Source organism: Halomonas borealis, assembly GCF_004798905.1.
Lineage (GTDB): Bacteria > Pseudomonadota > Gammaproteobacteria > Pseudomonadales > Halomonadaceae > Halomonas > Halomonas borealis.
The window spans coordinates 1-23,630 of sequence record NZ_SDMO01000019.1 but is presented as its reverse complement, the minus strand read 5'-3'; the positions used below and the strand labels follow the sequence as shown (position 1 = coordinate 23,630).

The 23,630-nt window shown below is 67.8% G+C and carries 22 protein-coding genes; 9 read left to right on the top strand and 13 right to left on the bottom strand.

The window, feature by feature from the left end; all coding sequences use genetic code 11:
* Positions 1 to 98 precede the first annotated feature (98 nt).
* Entirely contained in the window at positions 99 to 992 is an 894-nt protein-coding gene (locus ETC07_RS14420) for a LysR family transcriptional regulator (RefSeq protein WP_136249220.1), read from the top strand.
* Positions 993 to 1,093: 101 nt separating this feature from the next.
* On the opposite strand, the gene ETC07_RS14415 is transcribed toward ETC07_RS14420, so the two are convergent.
* On the bottom strand, positions 1,094 to 2,473 hold the full coding sequence (locus ETC07_RS14415) for an L-serine ammonia-lyase (RefSeq protein WP_136249219.1): 1,380 nt from the start codon (positions 2,471 to 2,473) through the stop codon (positions 1,094 to 1,096).
* Positions 2,474 to 2,634: 161 nt separating this feature from the next.
* Here ETC07_RS14415 and ETC07_RS14410 point away from each other — a divergent pair, with 161 nt between their 5' ends.
* The 3 genes from ETC07_RS14410 to ETC07_RS14400 all read left to right on the top strand — a co-directional run bounded on the left by ETC07_RS14410 (position 2,635) and on the right by ETC07_RS14400 (position 5,987).
* Positions 2,635 to 3,600 carry a LysR substrate-binding domain-containing protein gene (locus ETC07_RS14410; RefSeq protein WP_136249218.1) on the top strand — a complete coding sequence of 322 codons (966 nt, stop codon included), beginning with the start codon at positions 2,635 to 2,637 and terminating at the stop codon, positions 3,598 to 3,600.
* A 35-nt stretch (positions 3,601 to 3,635) separates the two neighbouring features.
* On the top strand, positions 3,636 to 4,280 hold the full coding sequence (locus ETC07_RS14405; RefSeq protein WP_136249217.1) for a hypothetical protein: 645 nt from the start codon (positions 3,636 to 3,638) through the stop codon (positions 4,278 to 4,280).
* A 135-nt stretch (positions 4,281 to 4,415) separates the two neighbouring features.
* Positions 4,416 to 5,987, top strand: a complete 1,572-nt coding sequence (locus ETC07_RS14400; protein WP_136249216.1) for an AbgT family transporter — start codon at positions 4,416 to 4,418, stop codon at positions 5,985 to 5,987.
* A 96-nt stretch (positions 5,988 to 6,083) separates the two neighbouring features.
* On the opposite strand, the gene rpoD is transcribed toward ETC07_RS14400, so the two are convergent.
* The 3 genes from rpoD to rpsU all read right to left on the bottom strand — a co-directional run bounded on the left by rpoD (position 6,084) and on the right by rpsU (position 10,325).
* Positions 6,084 to 7,952 (bottom strand): RNA polymerase sigma factor RpoD, encoded by a 1,869-nt coding sequence (gene rpoD, locus ETC07_RS14395; RefSeq protein ID WP_276605518.1) that lies wholly within the window; start codon positions 7,950 to 7,952, stop codon positions 6,084 to 6,086.
* Between the two features lie 200 nt (positions 7,953 to 8,152).
* Positions 8,153 to 9,979 (bottom strand): DNA primase, encoded by a 1,827-nt coding sequence (gene dnaG, locus ETC07_RS14390; RefSeq protein WP_136249214.1) that lies wholly within the window; start codon positions 9,977 to 9,979, stop codon positions 8,153 to 8,155.
* A 130-nt stretch (positions 9,980 to 10,109) separates the two neighbouring features.
* On the bottom strand, positions 10,110 to 10,325 hold the full coding sequence (gene rpsU / locus ETC07_RS14385) for a 30S ribosomal protein S21 (RefSeq protein ID WP_013333229.1): 216 nt from the start codon (positions 10,323 to 10,325) through the stop codon (positions 10,110 to 10,112).
* 277 nt (positions 10,326 to 10,602) lie between these two features.
* Here rpsU and tsaD point away from each other — a divergent pair, with 277 nt between their 5' ends.
* Entirely contained in the window at positions 10,603 to 11,640 is a 1,038-nt protein-coding gene (gene tsaD, locus ETC07_RS14380; RefSeq protein WP_136249213.1) for a tRNA (adenosine(37)-N6)-threonylcarbamoyltransferase complex transferase subunit TsaD, read from the top strand.
* A 155-nt stretch (positions 11,641 to 11,795) separates the two neighbouring features.
* Here the strand turns inward: tsaD and plsY are convergent, their stop codons facing one another.
* Positions 11,796 to 12,383, bottom strand: a complete 588-nt coding sequence (plsY, locus tag ETC07_RS14375) for a glycerol-3-phosphate 1-O-acyltransferase PlsY (protein ID WP_276605517.1) — start codon at positions 12,381 to 12,383, stop codon at positions 11,796 to 11,798.
* Between the two features lie 150 nt (positions 12,384 to 12,533).
* Between plsY and folB the strand changes: the two genes are divergently transcribed.
* Both folB and folK read left to right on the top strand, forming a co-directional pair.
* On the top strand, positions 12,534 to 12,896 hold the full coding sequence (gene folB, locus ETC07_RS14370; protein ID WP_136249212.1) for a dihydroneopterin aldolase: 363 nt from the start codon (positions 12,534 to 12,536) through the stop codon (positions 12,894 to 12,896).
* Positions 12,896 to 13,411, top strand: a complete 516-nt coding sequence (gene folK / locus ETC07_RS14365) for a 2-amino-4-hydroxy-6-hydroxymethyldihydropteridine diphosphokinase (protein ID WP_136249211.1) — start codon at positions 12,896 to 12,898, stop codon at positions 13,409 to 13,411. Before folB ends, folK begins: the two co-directional genes overlap by 1 nt.
* A gap of 3 nt (positions 13,412 to 13,414) precedes the next feature.
* Here the strand turns inward: folK and ETC07_RS14360 are convergent, their stop codons facing one another.
* The 8 genes from ETC07_RS14360 to ETC07_RS14325 form a co-directional block, all read right to left on the bottom strand.
* Complete coding sequence (locus tag ETC07_RS14360) at positions 13,415 to 14,557, bottom strand: tRNA nucleotidyltransferase/poly(A) polymerase-related protein (protein WP_276605516.1); 1,143 nt, start codon at positions 14,555 to 14,557, stop codon at positions 13,415 to 13,417.
* 3 nt (positions 14,558 to 14,560) lie between these two features.
* Positions 14,561 to 14,881, bottom strand: coding sequence for a thiosulfate sulfurtransferase GlpE (glpE, locus tag ETC07_RS14355; protein WP_136249210.1), 321 nt, complete (start codon positions 14,879 to 14,881; stop codon positions 14,561 to 14,563).
* 37 nt (positions 14,882 to 14,918) lie between these two features.
* Entirely contained in the window at positions 14,919 to 15,725 is an 807-nt protein-coding gene (locus ETC07_RS14350) for a symmetrical bis(5'-nucleosyl)-tetraphosphatase (protein ID WP_136249209.1), read from the bottom strand.
* 27 nt (positions 15,726 to 15,752) lie between these two features.
* Positions 15,753 to 16,142 (bottom strand): Co2+/Mg2+ efflux facilitator ApaG/CorD, encoded by a 390-nt coding sequence (gene apaG / locus ETC07_RS14345; RefSeq protein ID WP_136249208.1) that lies wholly within the window; start codon positions 16,140 to 16,142, stop codon positions 15,753 to 15,755.
* On the bottom strand, positions 16,139 to 16,951 hold the full coding sequence (rsmA, locus tag ETC07_RS14340) for a 16S rRNA (adenine(1518)-N(6)/adenine(1519)-N(6))-dimethyltransferase RsmA (RefSeq protein ID WP_136249207.1): 813 nt from the start codon (positions 16,949 to 16,951) through the stop codon (positions 16,139 to 16,141). The genes apaG and rsmA overlap by 4 nt, the downstream gene beginning before the upstream one ends.
* 70 nt (positions 16,952 to 17,021) lie before the next feature.
* Positions 17,022 to 18,077 (bottom strand): 4-hydroxythreonine-4-phosphate dehydrogenase PdxA, encoded by a 1,056-nt coding sequence (gene pdxA / locus ETC07_RS14335; RefSeq protein WP_136249206.1) that lies wholly within the window; start codon positions 18,075 to 18,077, stop codon positions 17,022 to 17,024.
* Positions 18,074 to 18,709 carry a SurA N-terminal domain-containing protein gene (locus ETC07_RS14330; RefSeq protein WP_136249205.1) on the bottom strand — a complete coding sequence of 212 codons (636 nt, stop codon included), beginning with the start codon at positions 18,707 to 18,709 and terminating at the stop codon, positions 18,074 to 18,076. Before ETC07_RS14330 ends, pdxA begins: the two co-directional genes overlap by 4 nt.
* Before the next feature lie 70 nt (positions 18,710 to 18,779).
* Positions 18,780 to 21,257 carry an LPS-assembly protein LptD gene (locus ETC07_RS14325; protein WP_136249204.1) on the bottom strand — a complete coding sequence of 826 codons (2,478 nt, stop codon included), beginning with the start codon at positions 21,255 to 21,257 and terminating at the stop codon, positions 18,780 to 18,782.
* 161 nt (positions 21,258 to 21,418) lie between these two features.
* On the opposite strand from ETC07_RS14325, the gene ETC07_RS14320 reads away from it, so the two are divergent.
* Complete coding sequence (locus ETC07_RS14320; protein ID WP_136249203.1) at positions 21,419 to 22,465, top strand: aminoglycoside phosphotransferase family protein; 1,047 nt, start codon at positions 21,419 to 21,421, stop codon at positions 22,463 to 22,465.
* Entirely contained in the window at positions 22,462 to 23,139 is a 678-nt protein-coding gene (gene murU, locus ETC07_RS14315; RefSeq protein WP_136249202.1) for an N-acetylmuramate alpha-1-phosphate uridylyltransferase MurU, read from the top strand. Before ETC07_RS14320 ends, murU begins: the two co-directional genes overlap by 4 nt.
* The last annotated feature ends 491 nt before the right edge of the window (positions 23,140 to 23,630 follow it).

The window sequence follows — 23,630 nt, the reverse complement described above, 5'->3', positions numbered from 1 at the left end:
GGCCTTCCCCTAGTCTAGGCAACCCCGCATACTCGGATAAACCGCACGAAACACATCACATTATTGCCACATGGCAATAATCGCCGAGGAGACGCGGAATGCAGCGCTGGGATCGCGTCGAGGCCTTCATCGAGGTGGTGCGCCAGGGTGCCTTCAAGGCCGCCGCCGAGCGTCTGAAGGTCTCGAGCTCTCACGTCAGCCGGCTGGTCAGCCAGCTGGAGCACCAGCTGGATACCACCCTGCTCTATCGCACCACGCGCCGCCTCCGGCTCACCGAGGCGGGCCGCCTCTACTATCAGCATTGCCAGCACCTGTTCGAGGGCTTCCGCGAGGCCGAGACCGCGGTCAAGGAGCTGCAGGACACCCCCAGCGGCCTGCTCGCCCTGACCTGCGCCACCACCTTCGGCGAACGCTTCATCGCCCCGCTGGTGCACGACTTCATGGCCGCCCACCCGCGGCTCGAGGTCAACATGCACTTCACCAACCGCCAGGTGGACATCATCGACGAAGGCTTCGATATCGCCATCCGCATGGGGCGGTTGAAGGACTCTACCCTGATCGCCCGGCGGCTGTGCGAGCGTCGCGAGTACGTGGTCGGCTCACCCGACTACTTCACTCGCATCGCCCAGCCCCACAGCCTCTCGGAGCTGTCTCGGCACCGCTGCCTGATCGGCTCGCGCAACGAATGGCGCTTCGACGTCGATGGCGTGCGACGCGATATCCGTGTCGACGGCCCGCTGAGTGGAAACTCGGGCCCGGCGCTGCTGGACGCCGCCCTCAAGGGGCTCGGCCTGGCCCAGTTGCCCGACTACTACGTCGAGCAACACCTGGCCCGCGGCGAGCTGATCAGCGTGCTCGATGCCTATCGCCACGCCGACACCGCGGTATGGGCGGTCTACCCCCGGCATCGCCATCGCTCGGTCAAGGTACACCGTTTCCTCGACCACCTGGTCGCGCATATCGATGAGGGGCTGCCATCGCGGCGCCGCTGATCGAGCCTGCACCACCCGACTGGAGGCGCAGGATCAAAAAAAGCGCGCCCCGAGGGACGCGCCGGCAAGGACGGCACCCGCCGCCCGACAAAGAACTCGTTTCAGCATTCGATGGCGTTGACCGCCAGGCCCCCCTTGGAGGTTTCCTTGTACTTCTCCTGCATGTCGGCGCCGGTGTCTCGCATGGTACGGATCGCCTTGTCCAGCGAGATGAAGTGGTCGCCGTCGCCGCGCAGCGCCATCTGGGTGGCGTTGATGGCCTTCACCGAGGCGATCGCGTTGCGTTCGATGCAGGGCACCTGCACCAGGCCGCCCACCGGGTCGCAGGTCAGGCCCAGGTTGTGCTCCAGGCCGATCTCGGCGGCGTTCTCCACCTGGCCCGGGCTACCACCCAGCACCTCGGTCAGGCCGGCGGCCGCCATGGCGCAGGCCGAACCCACCTCGCCCTGGCAACCGACCTCGGCGCCGGAAATCGAGGCATTCTTCTTGCACAGGATGCCCACGGCACCGGCGGTCAGCAGGAAATCCACCACGCAGCGCTCATCGGCACCGGCCTGGAACTTCATGTAATAGTGCAACACCGCCGGAATAATACCGGCCGCGCCATTGGTCGGCGCGGTCACCATGCGCCCGCCGGCGGCGTTTTCCTCGTTGACCGCCAGGGCGAAGACGTTGACCCAGTCCATGGCGGAGAAGGTCGAGGCGATCAGGCTGCCGTCGTCGTCCATCGCCTCGAGGCGACGATGCAGGTCGCCGGCACGGCGCTTGACGTTGAGTCCGCCGGGCAGCACGCCCTCGCTCTCGAAGCCCTGCTGCACGCTGTCCTGCATGGCCTCCCAGATGCGCCATAGTCCGGCACGTATCTCGGCCTCATCGCGCCAGGCCTTCTCGTTCTCCATCATCAACTCGCTGATGCGCAGGCCATGCAGGCGGCACAGTGCCAGCAACTCGCCGGCGGAGTTGAAATCGAAGGGCAGCACGGTGGTGTCGCTATCGAGCTCGCCGCTGGCCGCCTGCTCCTCGTCGACGACGAAGCCGCCACCCACGGAGTAGTAGATGTTGCGATGCAGCTCCTGGGAATGGCCGTGAGCCACCAGGGTCATGGCATTGGGGTGATAGGCCAGGCTCTCGTCATGCCACTGCAGGTCACGCGACCACAGAAAAGGGATCGCCAGACGACCGTCGAGCAACAGGGTCTGGGACTCCAGCAGCTCCTCGATGCAAGGCGAGACGATGGACGGGTCGATCGACTCGGGGCGCTCGCCCATCAGGCCCATGATGGTGGCCTGATCGGTGCCGTGGCCCTGGCCGGTAGCGGACAGCGAACCATGCAAGTGCACCTCGACCCGGGCCACTCGCTCCAGCATGTCTCGTCGACGCAGTTCCTGGACGAAGTCGTTGGCCGCACGCATCGGCCCAACCGTGTGAGAGCTGGAGGGGCCGATGCCGATCTTGAAGAGGTCGAAGACGCTGATGGACATGGGAAACACCTCGGAGTGGGGGTCGGATCGTACCGACACCGCCTTGTTGTCAGTTACACTAAAGCCTGCTGGCCTTCGCTTGCCTTGGACCCTAATGTTGTCGCTAGCCGAGCCCGACGACAATCTAGAATATCTTGCCCACAGTGTAGAATCACTAAACCATGAGCCAACTCCTCAATTCACAGACGCATGCCTGGCTGAAGGTCTTCGCGGTCAGCGCCCGCCACCTGTCCTTCACTCGGGCGGCGGAGGAACTTCACGTCACCACCGGGGCCGTCAGCCAGCAGATCAAGCAGCTCGAGGAACGACTCGGTTTCAAGCTGTTCCGCCGCCTGCCCCGGCGCCTGGCCCTCACCGAGGAAGGCCGACGGCTGGCGTCGGTGGTCGGCGAGGCCTACCAGGCGGTCGGCCTGGAAGTGAAGCGGCTGCGCAGCGGGGTCATGAGCGGCATCATCCGCATGCGCGTGGTGCCCTCCTTCCTCAACAAGTGGCTGATGCCACGCCTGCCGCGCCTGCAGGCGCGCTTCCCCGACATCGAGCTGCACATCATCTCCGAGGACAGCAGCACCTCGCTGCGGGAAGGCGAGTTCGATCTCGCGATTGACCTCAACGACGGTCGCTATCCCGGCATGTCGATCACGCCGCTGATGGAGGAAACCATCTTCCCCGTCTGCGCCCCCTCGCTGATGCGCGGCCGCCCCCCCCTGCGCCGCCCCGTCGACCTGGCCTGGTATCCCCTGTTGCACGACATCACCGCCTGGCGCGGCAGCCACGACTATGGCGAATGGGAACACTACCTGACCGCCATCCATGCCCCCGAGATCAATGTGCGTCGCGGTTACACGTTCAATCGTAACCACCTGACCATGGAGGCGGCGCTGGCCGGCATGGGGGTCGCCATCGCCCGCCAGACGCTGATCACCAACGAACTGGATACCGGCGCCCTGGTGGCGCCCTTCGAACGACGCGTGGCCACCGGCATGCACTACGGCATCGTGCATGCCGCCGGCTCACTGGACGACCGACGGATCCTCGCGGTCCACGACTGGCTACAGGAGGAGGCTCGACGCCAGCACCCTTCTCGACATCCCTTCGTGGCAGACAAGGGCCATCCTCAAGACGTATAATTAGCCGACTCAACATCTCATCAGAAGACAGCACCATGCCCGACTCCCCTTCCGAGCGAATCGCCTTGCGCGCACTCTGCCTGCGCGGCTTCGCCTATATGCTCTTCATCGCCGCCCTGATGCAAGGCGTGCTCTTCGAGGCCATGCACATGCCGGCCGTGCGCTTCTCCGAGGCCGGCTTCACCGAGCTCACCCAGTCCGCACTGCTGATAGGGGCCACGACACTGGCGCTGATCACCCACCGCCTGGACGACCGCCTTCCGCACCTCACCCTGCTGCTGGTGGGCCTGCTCGGTGCCTCGCTGATTCGCGAGCAGGATGCCTGGCTCGATGCCAACGTCTTCGACGGTGCCTGGCAGCTTCTGGTGACACTACTCGTGGTGCCGATCCTGTACGCGGTGCTGCGCGGCCGCCGCACCCTCGCCGCCGAGCTCGAGCGCTACGCCATGAGCTTTTCCGGCGGCCTGTTCGCCGCGGGGTTCCTCGGCACCTATGTCTTCTCGCGCCTCTACGGGCGTGGCGAGCTGTGGACGAGCCTGCTGGGTGAGCATGACCTGCGGATCGTCAAGGATGCCGCCGAGGAGGTCACCGAGCTGTTCGGCTATGCGCTGTTGCTGATCGCCATGCTGGAACTGCTGCTGATGGTGCGGCGCTGGGCGAGAAGCCGCGATACGGCCTGAGCCGAGTCACTCGACTCGTGCGTCACTCACAATACGTTTGAGTTTGCAGAAGATCTCTTATCGAAGTAATGTCGCGCGTCATGCCATTTTGGCAATAACTTCAACCAACAACGCCTTCATTGACGAGAAACTTCGATGTCTACTGCCAATTCCGGTGGCGCACGCCTGCGCCGCAGCGCCTTCACACGCTTCCTCGATAGCGTCGAGTGGCTCGGCAATCTGCTGCCCCACCCCGTAACCCTGTTCGCCGTGCTTTGCATGGTCGTGGTGGTGGCCAGCGGTATCGCCGGAGCGCTCGACGTGTCCGTCGCCGACCCCCGACCCACCAATGAAGGCGAATCGATCGCCGTCAATTCGCTGCTCAATGCCGACGGCCTGCGCCTGTTGCTCACCGAGCTGGTCAACAACTTCACCAGTTTCGCACCGCTCGGCACCGTGCTGGTGGCGATGCTCGGGGTCGGGGTCGCCGAACACTCCGGCCTGCTATCGGCCAGCATGCGCGCCCTGGTGCTCGGCCGCTCGCCGCATATCGTCACCTATGCGCTGGTCTTCGCCGGCATCATGTCCAACATGGCCGCCGAGCTTGGCTACGTGGTGCTGATCCCGCTGGCGGCGATGATCTTCCATTCCCTGGGGCGCCACCCCCTGGCCGGCCTGGCCGCCGCGTTCTGCGGCGTCTCGGGCGGCTACAGCGCCAACCTGTTGATCGGTACCGTCGATCCCCTGCTCTCCGGCATCACCCAGGAGGCGGCGCACCTGATCGATCCGAGCTACACGGTCGGCGCCGAGGCCAACTGGTTCTTCATGATCGTCAGCACCTTCGCCGTGACCCTGATCGGCGGCCTGGTCACCGAGCGCATCGTCGAACCCAAGCTCGGCACGTTCGATGCCACCTATGCCGAAGACGATATCGACTCGCAGCGCATGACCGGGCTCTCGAGCGACGAGAAACGCGCCCTGAAGGGCACCGGCCTGGCCACCCTGGCCATCGTCGCGGTGCTCGCCATCATGGTGGTGCCGGAGAGCGGCATCCTGCGCGACCCCGAGACCGGGGCCGTCAGCGGCTCGCCCTTCCTGAACGGCATCGTGGCGATCGTCGCCGTCTCGCTGGGTCTCCTGGGCTTCGTCTACGGTCGCCTGGCCGGCTCCATGCACGGCGACCGCGATGTCGTTGACGCCATGGCCAAGAGCATGAGCAGCCTGGGGCTGTATATCGTGCTGGTGTTCTTCGCCGCACAGTTCGTGGCGCTGTTCAACTGGAGCAACTTCGGCACCGTCATCGCCGTGGCCGGCGCGGATCTGTTGCAGACACTGGGGCTCAAGGGCCCGGCGCTGTTTGCCCTGTTCATCCTGCTGTGCGCCTTCGTCAACCTGTCGCTGGGCAGCGCATCGGCCCAGTGGGCGGTGACCGCCCCGGTATTCGTGCCGATGCTGATGCTGATGGGGTATGCCCCCGAAGTCATACAGGCGGCCTACCGTATCGGCGACTCGGTGACCAATCTGATCACCCCGATGATGAGCTACTTCGGCCTGATCATGGCGGTGGCGGCACGCTACCGCAAGGATCTGGGCATCGGCACCCTGGTCGCGCTGATGCTGCCTTATACACTGTTCATGCTGGTCGGCTGGAGCCTGCTGTTCTTCGCCTGGGTCTTCCTGTTCGGCCTGCCGGTGGGCCCCGGCTCGGCGACCCACTACAGCCTCTGACGGCGACGGCCAGCCCCCAGGGTTGGCCAAGGGCTACACGAAAAAACGCCCGCAACCTTTCGGTTGCGGGCGTTTTTTTCGAAGCGTCGGTCAGGCTTATTCGTCGAGGAAGGAGCGCAGCGGCTCCGAGCGCGACGGATGGCGCAGCTTGCGCAATGCCTTGGCCTCGATCTGGCGGATCCGCTCGCGGGTCACGTCGAACTGCTTGCCGACCTCCTCGAGGGTGTGGTCGGTGTTCATGTCGATGCCGAAGCGCATGCGCAGCACCTTGGCCTCGCGGGCGGTGAGACCGCCGAGCACATTGCGAGTGGCCTCGATCAGCCCTTCACCGGTAGCCGAATCGATGGGCAGCATCATGGTGCCATCCTCGATGAAGTCACCCAGGTGCGAGTCATCGTCATCGCCGATGGGCGTCTCCATGGAGATCGGCTCCTTGGCGATCTTGAGCACCTTGCGCACCTTGTCCTCGGGCATCTCGAGGCGCTCGCCCAGCTCCTCCGGCGTCGGTTCGCGGCCCATCTCTTGAAGCATCTGCCGCGACACGCGGTTGAGCTTGTTGATGGTCTCGATCATGTGCACCGGGATACGGATGGTGCGCGCCTGGTCGGCGATCGAGCGGGTGATCGCCTGACGAATCCACCAGGTCGCATAGGTCGAGAACTTGTAACCGCGACGGTATTCGAACTTGTCGACCGCCTTCATCAGGCCGATGTTGCCCTCCTGGATCAGGTCCAGGAACTGCAGGCCACGGTTGGTGTACTTCTTGGCGATCGAGATCACCAGACGCAGGTTGGCCTCGACCATTTCCTTCTTGGCGCGACGCGCCTTGGCCTCGCCGATGGACAGCCGACGGTTGACCTCCTTCACCTCGGGCACCGCCAGCTGGATCATCTCCTCCTCGAAGGCGATCTTGCGCTGGGCACGCTGGATATCGCCCTTGAGCACGGCCAGCTTGTCGGCGTACTTGGCGTTATCGGCCATGAAGTCATCGAGCCATGCCTGACGCGACTCGTTGCCCGGGAAGGCCTTGATGAAGGTCTTGCGCGGCACCTTGGCCTTCTTCACGCACAGCTGCATGATGGCCTTTTCCTGGGCACGCACCTGCTCGACGCTGATCCGCACTTGGCCGACCAGGCGTTCGAAGTGCTTGGGCACCAGCTTGATCGGCGAGAACAGCTCGGCCAGGCGCGTCAGCTCGGCCTGGGCGGAACGACGCCCGCCGGCCTCGATGGCCTGGCGCACCATCTCGTTCTGCCCGCGGATCTGTTCGAAACGCGCACGCGCTTCTTCCGGATCCGGGCCACCGCCGCTGTCGTCTTCTTCCTCGGCTTCTTCGCCATCCGCGTCGGCATCGCTGGCGGCCACTTCCGGCTCTTCGGGCACCTCGGCCTCGGCCACGCCGGGGATGCCGCCGTCGGGATCGATGAACCCCGAGAACAGGTCGGACAGCCGGCCCGGCGCCTCTTCGTCCTGGGTCGCATCATAGGCCGCGAGGATCGAATCCACGGCGCCGGGTAGATAGGCCAGGGCGGACATCACCTCACGGGTGCCCTCCTCGATCCGCTTGGCGATCTCGATCTCGCCCTCACGGGTCAGCAGCTCGACCGTGCCCATCTCGCGCATGTACATGCGCACCGGGTCGGTGGTGCGCCCTACATCGCTTTCCACCGCGGCCAGGGCGGCCACGGCTTCCTCGGCGGCCGACTCGTCGGTGGATTGGTCAGACATCATCAGGGTGTCTTCATCGGGCGCTTCCTCGACGACATTGATACCCATGTCGTTGATCATGCCGATGATGTCTTCCACCTGATCGGGGTCGGCGATATCCTCGGGAAGATGGTCGTTGACCTCGGCATAGGTCAGGAAGCCCTGTTCCTTGCCGCGCGCGATCAACTCCTTCAGACGTGACTGCTGCTGCGCATTTCCAGCCATAGAAACCCTACTCGACGAAGAAGAATGGAGCACCTGAAGCACTGAGGCGGAGAAAACTCGATAAGCCGAACAGTATAGCGGTTTTGGCCGCCATCTTGCCAGTTCGACGTATTTGCGCGGTCATTCAGGTGTGTTAGCTTGTCAGGTTGCGTTCCGTTCGGGGACGCTCTGTATATGGTGATATTAGAAGGAAATTCAAGCCTGGCGCCAACATCCGGCGCGCCACGCCCTCCTCACCCCTTGAGCTCGGCCAGCAACACCATCAGCCGCTGACGCTCCTCGCGTGACAGTCGCTCGCCGGCGCGCTCCCGTGCCAACAGGGCATCGAAGGCCTCCTGCGGCGACTGCTGCCGGCGATGGCGCTGGAAGTACGCCACCCAGTTATCGAGCTCGGCGCCGCGCAGCCCACTCGGGACCAGCGGCGCTCGCCGGGCCAGCATCGCCAGGCGCTCGCCTTCCGGCGTACCGTGGAAGTGCGCCAGCAGCACCTGGGCGCTGCGATAGCCACCCGCCCGAAGCAGCCGTACCACCTCGCGACACAGCCCGGCATCCGGGTCGCGCTGATCGCACCAGTCGTCGTCCTCGGGCAACCGCTCGACCAGCGCCGGCTCATGCACCAGCAGCTGCAAGGCTCGCGCCATGCGTCCAAGCGACGCCGGGGCGCCGGAGGCGGGTGACGCCCCCTCGCCCGCCGATGGCATCGTCCCCGCCAGCTCCGGCGGCACGTCCTCGGGCGGCATCGCCTCGACGCCCTCTTCGCGGGGCATCAGCGCCTCGAAGCTCGACTGGTCGACGCCGGTGCGACGCGAGAGTTCCGTCAGCAGCAGCGACTTCATCACCCCTTCGGGCAGGCGGCCGATGGCGCCCAGCACCCGACTGGCGAAGCGCTCACGCTCCTCCAGCCGCTCCAGGTCGCGCCCCTCGGCGGCCTGCTCGAAGAGGAACTCCGACAGCGGGCTGGCGCAGGTCACGCGATCCTCGAAGGCCTCAGGGCCCTCGCGGCGCACCAGGGTGTCCGGATCCTCACCCTCGGGCAGGAACAGGAAACGCGCCTGGCGGCCGTCGATCATCTGCGACAGCACCGTTTCCAGCGCCCGGCTCGCCGCCTGGCGGCCGGCACGGTCGCCGTCGAAGCAGAACACCACCTCGTCGACCATGCGGAACAACCGCCCCAGATGATCCTCGGTGGTGGCCGTGCCCAGGGTCGCCACCGCATTGCGAATGCCGAACTGGGCGAGCGCCACCACGTCCATGTAGCCCTCGACGATCACCAGACGTTCGAGGCGCGGATTGGCCTGACGCGCCTCATACAGGCCGTACAGCTCGCGCCCCTTATGGAAGACCGGCGTCTCCGGGGAGTTCAGGTACTTGGGCTTGGTGTCGCCCAGCACTCGTCCACCGAAGGCAATCGTCCGCCCACGGATATCGCGGATCGGGAAGACCACGCGATCACGGAAGCGGTCGTAGGTGCGCCCGCTCTCCTCGCGGTGCACCAGCAGGCCATACTCGACCTGCACCGACTCGGCGATGCCCTGTTCGCCGAGGTGTCGCTTGAGCGCCTCCCAGCCATCGGGGGCATAGCCGATACCGAAGTCGCGCACGACCTCCGGCGACAACCCGCGGCGCTCGATGTACGTCCGCGCACCCTGCCCTTCGGGCATCTTCAGGCGCTCGCGGAAGAAGCTCGCCGAGAGCTCCAGCAGGTTGACGCCTTCCTTGCGCTTGCGCTCGCGAGCCTGGGCCCGCGGATCGTCGGCACCTTCGCGCGGCACCTCGACGCCCTGCCGGGCGGCCAGGCTTTCCACCGCCTCGGGAAAGCGCAGGTTGTCGTACTCCATCAGGAAACGCAGGGCGTTACCGTGGGCACCGCAACCGAAGCAGTGATAGAACTGCTTGTCGGCGCTGACGGTAAAGGACGGCGACTTCTCCTGGTGGAAGGGGCAGAGACCGGAATGATTGCGCCCGGCCTTCTTGAGCTTGACCCGCTCGCCGACCACCTCGACCACGTCGACGCGAGCCAGCAGGTCATCGATGAAACGTTGCGGAATCTGACCGGCCATCAGGCAATCCCGTCGGGGTTGAAAGCCAGTGCGCCGAAAACAGGCGCAAAAACAAGCGGCCACCGAACGGCGGCCGCTTGGCGCTCCTCCCGAGTCGCCCCGCTAGCGAGCGAGTCGACCCCAGTACGGATCAATAGAGCCGTTCGAAACGCTTGCGCTCACGCTGCAGCTTCTTGGCGTGACGCTTGACGGCGGCAGCCGCCTTGCGCTTGCGCTCTGCGGTCGGCTTCTCGTACTGCTCGCGACGGCGAACCTCGGAGAGAACACCGGCTTTTTCACAGGAACGCTTGAAGCGACGCAGTGCGACGTCAAACGGCTCGTTGTCACGTACTTTAACAGAAGGCATTAAGCACTCACCTACCTTGAAAAACTTGAGTTCGGTTCGAACGCACGCCTTGAGGAACGCTCGTGATGTTCCGATACCACCAGCAACCACGCCTTGCGGGCCGACAGCGGTAAGGGAGATACAGAGAGTCTGCCCCTGGGCGCACGACCCAGTCTTGCAGCGCACAATATTCTAGTCGTCGTACCACGACCATGCAAACCGTTTCGCGCCGCGCCCCTGCCGCAGGCCACACAAAAGGCGTAGAATGCCGGCATTTCCGCTGTACCGAGCCATGATCATGCGTGTACTGGGCATCGAGACCTCCTGCGACGAGACCGGCGTCGCCCTCTATGACACCGAGCGAGGCCTGGTGGCCGACGCGCTCCATAGCCAGATCGCCATGCACGCCGAATACGGCGGCGTGGTGCCGGAGCTGGCCAGCCGTGATCATACCCGGCGCCTGCTACCGCTGATCCAGGCGGTGCTCAGCGATGCCGGCATGCGCCGCGACGAACTGGACGCCATCGCCTACACCGCCGGGCCCGGCCTGGTGGGGGCGCTGATGGTCGGCGCCAGCACCGCCCACGGCCTGGCCCGGGCGCTCGACATTCCGGTGCTCGGCGTGCACCACATGGAAGGCCACCTACTGGCACCGATGCTCGAGGACGCCCCGCCCGCCTTCCCCTTCGCGGCATTGCTGGTCTCCGGCGGCCATACCCAGCTGGTCGAGGTGGCGGGCCTCGGCCGCTATCGCCTGCTCGGCGAATCGGTGGACGACGCCGCCGGCGAGGCCTTCGACAAGGCCGCCAAGATGCTCGGCCTGGACTATCCCGGCGGTCCCGCCGTGGCACGCCTCGCCGAGGCTGGCGATGCGAGCCGCTTCCGCTTCCCGCGGCCGATGACCGACCGTCCGGGGCTCGACTTCAGCTTCTCCGGGCTCAAGACCCACACCCTGACCGCGATCCGCCGGCTCGAGGCCGACGACGCCCTGGACGACGCCGCCCGCGCCGACGTGGCCCGCGCCTTCGAGGACGCGGTGGTCGACACCCTGGTGATCAAGTGCCGCCGCGCCCTCGACCAGACCGGTCTCAAGCGCCTGGTGGTGGCCGGCGGCGTCAGCGCCAACATCCGCCTGCGCGAGCGCCTCGGCCTCGAGGCCGCCAAGCGCGACGCCGAGGTGTTCTACCCTCGCGGCCGCTTCTGCACCGACAACGGCGCGATGATCGCCTATGTCGGCGCACAACGCCTGCTCGCCGGCGAACGCGACACCGCGGGGCAGATGCAGGCCGTGCCGCGCTGGCCGATGGATGGGCTGGAGCCACCAGCCGAGGCCTGAAGGCCCAAGGAAAGATGATGACCTGCCAGCAGGGCATGCCTACGGCCAGGCGTGTTTGAGGAAGGGGCGAGAAGACAGAGCTTACGGGGTAACAATGAGGCCTTTGAGCCGGTCTTTAACGCCTTATCGCCGAGCGCTGACATCTTTCAGAATGCCTAGAGCCCCGGCTCATCGCCACGCCCCAGGCGCTGGAAGTTCAGCGCGTGGCGTCCCAGCACCAGCAGCGTGAAGCCGATCACCACCGGCACATAGGCCGGCGCCAGCCAGATCGCGACCAGCGGTGCCAGCGTGGCGCTGGCAAGCGAGGCTACCGCCGCGGTGCGCACCCGCCAGGCCAGCAGGCACCACAGGGCCGCGCAACACAGCGCCACGCCGGGGGTCAGCAGCAGCATCACCCCGAAGGCGCTGGCCACCGCCTTGCCGCCGCGGAAGCGGTACCACACCGGATAGCTGTGACCGAGCAGCACACCGAGCCCCACCAATCCCTGCCCCCAGGGCGGCAGCCCCAGCAGCATGGCAAGCCCCAGCACCGGCATGCCCTTGAGGGTGTCGATGAGCAGCGTGGCCAGCGCCAGCCGGGTGCCATGCAGGCGCAGCACGTTGGAGAAGCCGGGATTACCGGAGCCGGCCAGCCGCGGGTCGCCCCGCCCGGCTAAGTGGCACACCGTGTTCGCCCCCAGCCAGGTACCGCTGAGATAGCCCAGCGCCATCAGCGGCAGCACGAGTTCGAGTTGACCCAGCACGACCGGCCCTCAGGTGGAAAGTGTCTCGATTCTGCCAGCCTCATCGCCCTGCGAACAGCCGGAGACGCTGTTGCCGGCCCGTCGGCTCGCGTACAATCGCCGCCCTATCCGGCACTGCCGCCGCCCCTGCCAAGGTTCGGAGAGCCCCAGATGGATCTCGTACTGATCGAAGCGTTGAAGGTCGACACCGTGATCGGCGTCTACGACTGGGAACGCACCCTGACCCAGACCCTGGTCCTCGACCTGGAGCTGGCCACCGACATCCGCCCCGCGGCGGCGCACGACGACATCGCCCAGACCCTCGACTACGCCGCCATCAGCGAGCGTATCGCCCGCTTCGGCGCCGAGCATCGTTTCGAGCTGGTGGAAACCTTCGCCGAACGCCTGGTCGACGCCCTGCGCCAGGAGTACGCCATCGCCTGGATTCGCCTGACCCTGCGCAAGCCCGGCGCGGTGCCCGAAGCGGCGGCGGTGGGTGTGCGCATCGAGCGCGGCGAGCGGAGCGCGACCTGATGGCACTGGTCACCGTCAGCATCGGCAGCAACATCGAGCGCGACCGCCACCTGACCGCCTGCCTAGACGCCCTGACCGAGAGCTTCGCCAATCTGCGCCTGTCGCGGGTCTATGAGAGCGAGCCGGTAGGGTTCGAGGATGGACGCAACTTCTACAACCTGGTGGCGGCCTTCGACAGCGACTGGTCGGTAGGCGAACTCGCCGCCTGGTGCAAGCGGCTGGAGTTCGCCAACGGCCGCCAGCCCGACAGCCCCAAGTTCAGCCCCCGCACCCTGGATGTCGACCTGCTCACCGTCGACACGCTGAGCGGCGAGTACGATGGCATCAGCCTGCCACGCGCCGAGATTCGCCACCACGCCTTCGTGCTGAAGCCGCTGGCGGAGCTGCTGCCCGATGCCTGCCACCCGCAGGATGGCCAACGCTACGCCGAGCTATGGGCACGCTTCGATGCCGCCGACCAGGCGCTGTGGCCGGCGGCGTTCATGTGGCGGGGGCGACGCCTGCCTCTCGGCTGACCTTCAGTTACCCAGCGCCTCGTCGATGGCGGCCCGGCGCCGCCGAGCCAGCTCCTCGCCCAGCGCGCGCCCCTGATAGCCCGCCTCGACGAGCTCACGGGGCAGGATCTTCCCCGCCTGGCACCAGGCCAACGACAAGGCCTCGGCCGACCCGTCATCCTCCCGACGCACCAGGCCGATCCAGGCGGCCACCCGCTCGCCCTGGCGCCAAGCACCAACGGCCTCGAGCCAGGCCAGCACTCGTTCGCCATCCAGCGCCTCAGCTCGCGCCGCGCCCAGCAGCCGGCGGGTCGCCGCCGCCTGCGCGGCCAGCCGGCGCGGCAGCCGCGGCAGCTTGAGGCGTTCGGCCAGGGCCTCACGCGGCTCGGCATCGAGATGCTCCACCAGCCGCGCCCAGCGCCAATGCGGCGCCTCCTCATCGGCCACGCCCTCGGGCAGCCGCGCTAGCCGCCCCAGCGCCTCGTCCAGCGCCGCGGCATCATGCATAAGCTCAGGCATCAGCGCCGCCAGGGCGCCACCCTCCTCCAGCGCTCGGAAGTAGGCATCGGGCCGGGGCTCGGAGAGCGCCTTCTCGGTCTCGGTCCAGACGCGCTCGGCCACCAGGTGGCCGAGCTCGCCGCTCGCCGCCAGCCGGCGCATCAGCTCGCGCGTCTCCGCGGCGATCACGAAGCCGAGCCCCGCGTAGCGGGCCAGGAAGCGCGCCGTGCGCAGCACCCGCAGCGGATCCTCGACGAAGGCCGGCGAGACGTGGCGCAGCACTCGCGCCTCGAGGTCGGCCAAGCCGCCGTAGGGGTCGACCAGCTCGCCCTCCGGGGTCTCGGCCATGGCGTTGATGGTCAGGTCACGGCGCACCAGATCCTGCTCCAGGCTGACCTCGGGGCTGGCGTGCACCTCGAAGCCGGTATAGCCATGGCCGGACTTGCGCTCGGTGCGCGCCAGGGCGTACTCCTCCTGGGTCTGCGGATGCAGGAAGACCGGGAAGTCGCGGCCCACGGCGCGGAAACCACGCGTCGTCATCGCCTCGGGGGTGGCGCCGACCACCACCCAGTCGACGTCGGTGACCGGCCAGCCGAGTCGGGCATCGCGCACGGCGCCGCCGACCCGATAGACGGCCAGCCCGGCCAGGCGAGCATCACGGGCCGCCACGGCTCAGGCCTCCACGCGTTCGGGGAGGCGGTGCTGCCAGTCGGTGAAGCCGCCGTCGAGGCTGTAGACCGCCTCGAAACCCTGGCCGGCCAGCCAGGCGGCGGCCTGCTGGCTCGAATGGCCGTGATAGCAGACCACCACCAGCGGCGTCTCGCGGGGCGCCTCGGCCAGCAGCCCGGTGACGCTATCGTTGTCCAGGTGGCGACAGCCCGGGATATGGCCGGCGGCGAAGCTCGCCGGATCACGGATATCCACCAGGGTCAGCGGCGACGCGGCATCGAGCCATTCGGCCAGGGTAGGAATGTCCAGGTGCTGGAAGTTCATCGGATCTCCAGGGAACGTAAGAGGAGGAAGGCGGGCATCAATGTCGGCTGGGCACGCCGATGCGCTCGCCGCTGTCGAGATCGAGGGCGGTCAGCGAGCCACCCCACACGCAGCCGGTATCCAGCGCCTCGGCGCGTACCCGGCTGCCGGGCGTCTCCCCTTCCAGGGCCGCCCAGTGACCGAACAGCAGCCGCGGGTCGTCGTCGCGCGGGTACTGGAACCAGGGCGCGAAGCCGGGCGGCGCGCTGGAGAGCCCTTCCTTGGCGCCGAACTCGAGGGTCCCGTCGGCGGCGATGAAGCGCATGCGGGTGAAGACATTGACGATCACCCGCAGCCGATCGAGACCGTCCAGATCGTCGCTCCAACGGGCCGGCTGGTTGCCATACAGGCCTTCGAGGAAGTCCCCGGCACGCTCGGAGCCGAGCCGCTCGACGACCTCGTCGGCCAACGTCTCGCCCCGCTCCGGACTCCAGCTCGGCGGCAGCCCCGCGTGGCTCATCAGGGTGTCGCCCTGGCGCACCACCAGCGGCCGCCCCTGCAGCCAGTCGAGCAGGCGCTCGCGGTCCGGCGCGGCGAGAATCGGCTCCAGGGTATCCTTGGGCTTGAGCCGCGCGCCGCCACGCGCCACCGCCAGCAGGTGCAGATCGTGGTTGCCGAGCACCACCCGGGCGGCGTCGCCCAGGGCCATGACCTCGCGCAGGCAGTCGAGCGAGCCGCGACCGCGGTTGACCAGGTCACCGGCCAGCCACACTCGGTCGCGGCGTGGGTCGAAGTCGAGGCGCTCGAGCAGGGCCACGAACTCCTCGTGGCAGCCCTGCAGATCGCCGACGGCATAGGTGGACATGGCGTTCCTCTCGCTCCGTGCGGTATATCAGTGAATCTGGTTGGGACCGGCCAGCCGGAAGGGCGCGATGGCCACCTCGAAGGGGCGCTGAGTGGCGGTGTCGACACAGGTAAAGTCGCCCTCCATCACGCCCACCGGGCCATCGAGGATGGCGCGGCTGGTATAGCGGAAGGTCTGCCCTGGGGCGATCATCGGCTGCTGGCCGACCACCCCCTTGCCACGCACCTCCTGAGTCTCGCCGCTGCTCTGGGTGATCTTCCAGTGGCGTGCCAGCAGCTGCATGCTATGCGCGGAGTGATTGTGCACGGTGATGGTGTAGCTGAACACGAAACGCGCGTCTTGCGGGGCGGACTCGTCTTCCCGGAAGGCCGGCTCCACGTCCACACGGATCTCTTCGCCGAGGGCCGGTGCGCTCATGAGGGTTGCCCTCCTGCGGCCAGGTGATTGGCGATATGCACGAACTCCGCCACGCTCAGGGTCTGCGGGCGGCGGGCAGGGTCGATGCCGAGGGACTCCAGGGTCGCGGCATCGAGCCGCCCCTTGAGGTTGTTGCGCAGCGTCTTGCGGCGCTGGCCGAAGGCCTCGCGCACCAGATCGAACAGCAGCGCCTCATCCAGTGCGACGTGGGGCCTCTCGGCATGGGGCGTCAGGCGCACGATGGCCGATTCCACCTTGGGCTGCGGCACGAAGGCCTCGGGCGGCACCACGAACAGCGACTCGACCGCGCAGTAGTACTGAGCCAGCACCGAGAGACGCCCGCGCTCGCCACCGCCGGGGGGCGCCGCCAGGCGCTCCACCACTTCCTTCTGCAGCATGAAGTGCATGTCCGCCACGGCGTCGCCGGCCTGCAGCAGATAGGAGATCAGCGGCGTGGAAATATTGTAGGGCAGATTGCCGACCACCCGCAGCGCCGGACCATCGCCGCGCAGTTCGCGGAAGTCGACCTTGAGGGCGTCGCCCTCGTGGATCACGAAGCCCGGCTTGTCGAAGAACTGCACGCGCAGCCCGGGGATCAGGTCGCGGTCCAGCTCGATGACGTCGAGATGGCCGCCCGCCGATTCCAACAGCGGCTCGGTGAGGGCGCCCTGGCCGGGACCGATCTCCACCAGCCGCTCGCCGGAGCGGGCGCCGATGGCGCGAACCAGCCGCGAGATGATGCCGGTGTCGCGCAGGAAGTTCTGGCCGAAGCGCTTGCGGGCGCGATGACCCTGGGGGCGGGATGCCATGCGGTCTATCCTTATGTTCGATTCAAGAGCGCCGCCGCAACCGCGGCGGCGCCGAGCCTGGCAGGCCTATTCAGCCACGGTCGGCGCGACGCGCCATGTCGGCGGCCAGCGCCTCGGCCACCGCCAGGCTGCCGGGATCGGCGAGGCCGTGGCCGGCGAGGTCCAGGGCGGTGCCATGATCCACCGAGGTGCGTACCAGCGGCAGCCCCAGGGTGATGTTGGCGGCGCGGCCGAAGCCGGCGTACTTGAGGACCGGCAGGCCCTGATCATGATACATCGCCAGCACGGCATCGGCCTCGGCCAGATGGCGCGGGGTGAACAGGGTATCCGCCGGCAGCGGGCCGTCAAGAGACAACCCTTCACGACGCAGCGCCGCCAGGGTCGGGGCCATCACCTCCAGCTCCTCGCGACCCAGGTGGCCGCCCTCGCCCGCGTGGGGGTTGAGGCCGCACACGGCGATGCGCGGCGCGTCCAGGCCGAACCAGCGCCGCAGGTCGGCATCGAGGATACGCAGAACACGGGCCAGGCGCTCGGGCGTCAGCGCATCGCTCACCTCGCGCAGCGGCAGGTGGGTCGTGGCAAGCGCCACACGCAGCGCCCGTGCACCCTGCCAATCCGCACCGGCGGCGTGCAGGGCGCATTCGGTGGCGAGCATCATCACCACCTCGTCGACGCCACATGCATCGCGCAGGTATTCGGTGTGTCCGGTGAAGTCGCCATGGCCGGCCTCGCGGATCACCGCCTTGTGCAACGGCGCGGTGACCAGGCCGGCGGCCTCACCGGCCCGGCAGGCCGCCACGGCACGGTCCAGGGTCTCGAGCACGTAGTCGCCGTTGCGGGTATCCAGCACGCCGGGATGACTCGGCGCGGCGAGCGCCACCGGCCACACCGGCAAGCGCCCTGGCCGGGCCTCGGGCACCGGCTCGCCCGGCGCCAGCTCGATGATCTCCAACGGCCGACCCAGGGCCTCGGCACGCTCGGCGAGCAGCCCGGGGTCACCCACCGCCACCCGGCGATGGCCCGTGACGGCGCCCGTCACGCCATCGGTCGCCAGCATCACCGCCAATTCCGGGCCGATCCCGGCCGGCTCGCCGGTGGTCAGGGCGATGACCGGCGCGTCCTTCATGCGTCGCCGGGCTCGAGCCGTTCCTCGACGAAGGCCTCGCTGCGGATCTCCTGGATCCAGTCTTCCATCTCGTCGCCCGCCTTGCGCTGGAACAGCGCCTGGCGGGCCTGGTCGCGGCTGCCGCCCTGCTGCTCCATGAAGCGGTCGACCTCACGCTCGGAGAGGCTGACCCGGCCGCCGACGCGGCGCTGCTGGAGCTCGCGCATCAATAGTTCGCGGCGCACCTGGTCACGCACCACGCCCAGCGACAGGCCGTCGGCCTCCAGGGCGTCGGCGAACTGATCCAGGCTCATGTTGTTGCTCTGGGCGATGGCCCGCACCTGACGATTGAGCTCGGTCTCGTCGACGCTGAGGTTCCCCTCGCGGGCCATCTGCAGCTGAATCTCCTCGACGATCAGGCGGTCGAGGACCTGCCGGCGCAGCGCGTCATCCGGCGGCAGGTCGACGTCACGAGCACTCAGCTGCCGCTTGGTCTGGGTGAAGCGGTCCTCGAGCTGGGTGGCCATGATGGCGCCGTCGTTGACCACCGCCACGATACGGTCCAGGGGCTGACGCGCCTGGGCCGCCCCACTCAGTGAGGCGGCGCCCAGCAGCAGGGCCAGCAGCAGGGTGGCGAGTTGTCGGCTGCGCATGTCGGTGTTTCCTCTCGTTCAATAGCGAATGTCTCGTCGAGGCCGGCGCGCCGGCCTCTTGACGCGGCGCTCAGCGACCCTCGAAGGCGCTGCTGCGGTAGCCCGGCACGGCGCCGTCGAAGTAGCCAGCGGCCTCGCCGCCGACGCCTCCCAGCCCCTTGAACACGAAGCGCAGGAAGAGCCCACGATCGGTGGTGTCGTCGTCGATGCGATTGGCGGTGTCCTCGTCCTCGATCCACTCGCGCCACACCAGCTGCAGACCATAGCAGCAGTCGTTCCACTGCACACCCGCCATCTGCTCGAGGCTGCGGTCGTTGGTGTTGTCATAGACGAAGCGGCCGATCAGATCGAACTGAGGGCTGACCTTGAGGGCGCCGGAGACGTCGAACTCCTCACGGTCGTAACCGAGCCGGTCATCGTCATCCTCTTCGGACACATCGAAGCCCTCGAGCTGCCAGCGGTAGCCCAGGTTGAGCACATGGCCGGCCTCGGAGCGGTACTGCAGCCCCCAGCTGGCCTGCTCGGTGCGCGACTCGTGGTCGTCATACAGCCACTGCCAGCGGGTGCGCCACTCGTCGCTCAGGCGCCAGTCGAGACGCGTGACCAGCGGCGAACGGTCGCGGGTGGCGTTGTAGTAGTCGAAGGAATCCTCGTTCGCCGGCAGGCTGTCGGGATCGCCTCGCATGTCGATATGGCGATCCTCGAAGTAGGCCGCCTGACCGAGGCCCAGCGACAGCCGTTCGCGGCCGCTCTCGTCCTCCAGCAGACGGCTCTCCACGCCATAGGAGATCCGGTTGAGGTCGCCCACCCGGTCGCCACCGGAGAAACGGTCCGGCGACCACAGTTGCTGCCAGGAGAAGTTGCGCTCGGCAGTATCGAAGTCCGGGAAGTCGCTCTGGTCGCGGGCCGGCACATAGGCGTAGTTGAGTCGCGGTTCCAGGGTCTGGCGATAGGCCTCGCCCCCCAGGTCCAGCTCGCGTTCGAACACCAGGCCCGCGTCGACCGAGGTCACCGGCGCGGTCAGCGACGGCGTGTCGCCGCGTTCGGTCTCGCGCTCGCCGTAGTCCAGGTCATAGGACAGGTGCGCCAGCTCGACACGCGGCTCGAGATAGCCCCAGCTGTCGTCGAAGCGCCAGCCCGCGGCAGGCGTCAGGCGCAGCCGGGTGCCGTTGGCGGCCTCGCGGATCGGAATCCGCCGCTGCCGATCCTCGAAATCGTAGCGGCCATCCTCGCCGCCCTCGACGTCGCGCCAGAAGTAGGTGAGGTTGCTGTTCCACTCCTGATAGAAGCCACTGTCCTGGGACCAGCGCCCCCGGGCGTCCAGGCTCGGCAGCCGGTAGAAGGGCTTGTCGCCCTCGTCGAGCGGGTCATCGAGCTTCTGATAGCCCTGGGCCTTGGCCTGCAGGCGCCAGGTATCACCGCGGTAGTCGAGCCGGGCCAGCCGCGCCAGGTGGTCGGTGTCCTGCTCGGCGAAGTCGCGGCCGAAGTCATCGAAGTAGGCGCCGTCGCTGGCCGCCCCGTAGCGCAGCCGGTAATCCGTGCGCTGGTCGATGCGACCGGCATGGCGGGCATCCAGGTACCAGCGTTCATCGCCGTTCTCGAGGCGTGAACCATCCGATGCCTCGTCGCCGGCCAGCTTGTCGTCGGCGATATAAGCCCCCTCGATGGTGCCGGCATCGGACGGGAAGCGGTAGCGGTACTCGCCGCCCACCAGCCAGCCCCGCTCGCTGATCCAGCGCGGGGTGATGGTCGCATCCTGGTTGGGGGCGATGTTCCAGTAGAAGGGCTGAGCATAATCGAGCCCATCACTGGAGGCACCGAGCACCGGCCACAGGAAACCGGTCTGGCGGCGCTCGTCGATGGGGAAGCGCACCCACGGCCAGTAGAACACCGGCACATGGCCGACCTCGAGACGCGCATGCTTGGCGGTGCCGAAGCCGCTCTCGCGATCGAGCAGGATGTCGCTGCCGACCAGCCGCCACAGTTCATTACCCGGCTCGCAGCGGGTAAAGCTGGCCTCGCGCAGCCGATAGCGGCCGTCATCGAGCCGGGCTAGCCGCACCGCATCGCCACGCAGGCGCTGCTCGTGGGCCACGTAGTGGGCGCTATCGATGCTCGCCGCATCGCTGTCCAGCGAGAATTCGGCGGCGTCGCCGCGTACCAGCAGGTTACGGTCACGCAGCGCCACCGGCCCTTCGGCCTGCACGCGATCGCGGGCCGCCGGCAGGCTCACCCGGGGCGCCTCGAGCTGTGTGTCGTCGCGACGCAGCACGACCCGGCCGCTGAGCCGGGTCTCGCCTTGCGCGCCATATTCGCCGCTGTCGGCTTCACTGGCGACCTGCCCCTCGGGGGGCGGCGCCAGGCGGTAGTCCGGTGTCACGTAACGTCCGCGGCACACGGCGTCGGACGGCCGGTCGGCGCCCCAGGGCTGCCAGTCCAGTTGATCGGCGGGCAGCGGCTCGGGGGGCGCCGCCAGCACGGGGACGGCGATGATCATACTCGAGGTCACCAGACCTGCCAGGGCCGTCCGGGAGGGTCGCTTGGCCATGTTCCACGATGTCCTTGGCGGAGGGAATCGGTATTATACAGGCCCCATGCGACCTGTCCCGCCGGCGAGTCCCTGTCACACCGACGCTAACGGGCCTCAGCATGCGGCGACGCTTCGGGGCCGTCAACCGGCGCCCCATCACCGGACACCGAGAGATCAAGATGCCAGAGGCCGATGCCCTCGCCCGCCAGACGCCGCTGCGCCACTGGGCCGCCCAGCGCCACGGACTCGACCCGCAGGCCTTGGATCTGCGTCTGGCCGCCGGCGACGCCAGCTTTCGCCGCTACTACCGCCTGACCCTGGCCGACGGGTCGACCCGCATATTGATGGACGCCCCGCCCGAGCAGGAAGACAGCACCTCCTTCGTGGCCATCGCTCGCGCCTGGGAGGCCGCCGGCCTGCCGGTGCCGCACCTGCATGCCGTGGACCTCGAGGCCGGCTACCTGGAGCTCGACGACCTGGGCGACACGCCGCTGCAGAAGCGCCTCGGCGACGAACGCGACCCGGCCACCCTGGCCTGGCACGAGCGCGCCCTGGCGCTGCTCGAGACGCTGCAGAACCGCACTGCACCACACGAACTGCCGCGCTACGATGCGGCCCTGCTCGGCCGCGAGCTCGATCTCTTCCCCGAGTGGTGCCTCGCCGGCTGGCTGGATATCGCCCCGCCGCCCGGCTGGCACACCCTGCGTCAGGCGCTGATCGACGCCGCCCTGGCCCAGCCGGTGGTCACCGTGCATCGCGACTTCGATGCCATGAACCTGATGGTGGTCGACGAGGGACTCCACCTGATCGACTTCCAGGACGCCGTGGCCGGGCCGCTCAGCTACGACCTGATCTCGCTGCTGCACGGCCGCTACTGCCGCTTCGATACCGCCCGGCGCGGCGCGTGGATCGAGGCCTTCCGCCGCCGTGCGGTGGCCGACGGCCGCCTCGACGACGGCATCGACTCGGCCACCTTCCACGCTCGGGTGGCCGCCATGGCCGCCCAGCGCGCCCTCAAGGTGCTCGGCATCTTCTGCCGGCTGACCCTGCGCGACCATCGCGAGGGCTATCTCGCCCGCCTGCCTCACTTCCTCGCCCACCTGGAGGATGCTCTGGCCGAGCTCGATGGCCACGCCACCTTCGAGGCCTGGCTCGCCGACACATTCCGTCCCGCCCTGGCATCGCGCCTGGAGAAGGCCGGTATCGACCGGGAGGGCGCGGCATGAAGGCGATGATCCTGGCCGCCGGGCTCGGCAAGCGCATGCGCCCGCTCACCGACCACTGTCCCAAGCCGTTGCTGCCGGTGGCCGGCAAGCCGCTGATCGTCCACCACCTGGAGCGCCTGGCGGCGGCCGGCATCCGCGACGTGGTGATCAACGTCAGCTACCGGGCCGAGCAGATCGTCGAGGCGCTAGGCGATGGCCGTGACTTCGGCATGACGATCGCCTGGAGCCGCGAGGAGACGCCGCTGGAGACCGGCGGCGGCGTCCGCCGCGCCCTACCGCTGCTCGGCGAGGCGCCCTTCTGGCTGGTCAACGGCGACGTCTGGTGCGATATCGCGCCCGACGCCCTGCCCCCCCTCGGGGACGACCTGGCCAACCTGGTGCTGGTGGACAATCCCGACCATCATCCGAACGGCGATTTTTATCTCGACACCGCCGGCCGGGTGCATCCGACAGGTGCCCCCCGCCTGACTTACGGCGGGCTGGCGCTGCTCGACCCGGCCCTGGTAGCCGAGCAGGCCGACGATGCCTTCGCCCTGGCACCGTTGCTGCGCGCGGCCATGGAACGAGGCCGTGTCGCCGGCCATCATCACCGCGGCGCCTGGGTCGATGTCGGCACCCCGGCGCGCCTCGAGTCCCTGGACCGAACCCTGCGCGCCGCAAGCGGACCGGGCTGAGACGAGCGGCGCCAGCTGCTATGCTGCCGAGCCGCCCATTGCCCTTAACTCACCGGGGCACACCGCCTAGGCAAGCCGGCGTCGAACGGACCGATGGTCGTCCATTCGTCGCCTGGGGGCATGGAAAGCCGGCAGTGGCCGCGGTGTAGCCGCGCGTTTCATCACACGTGGCCCGGCAAACAGGAAGGAATTCAGTGCATGAACACCACGGCACAACGGACCGACGGTCGTCCATTCGTCGCCTGGGGGCATGGAAAGCCGGCAGTGGCCGCGGTGGAGCCGCACGTTTCATCACACGTGACCCGGCAAACAGGAAGGAATTCAGTGCATGAACACCACGGCACAACGGACCGACGGTCGTCCATTCGTCGCCTGGAGGCATGGAAAGCCGGCAGTGGCCACGGTGGAGCCGCACGTTTCATCACACGTGGCCCGGCAAACAGGAAGGAATTCAGTGCATGAACACCACGGCACAACGGACCGACGGTCGT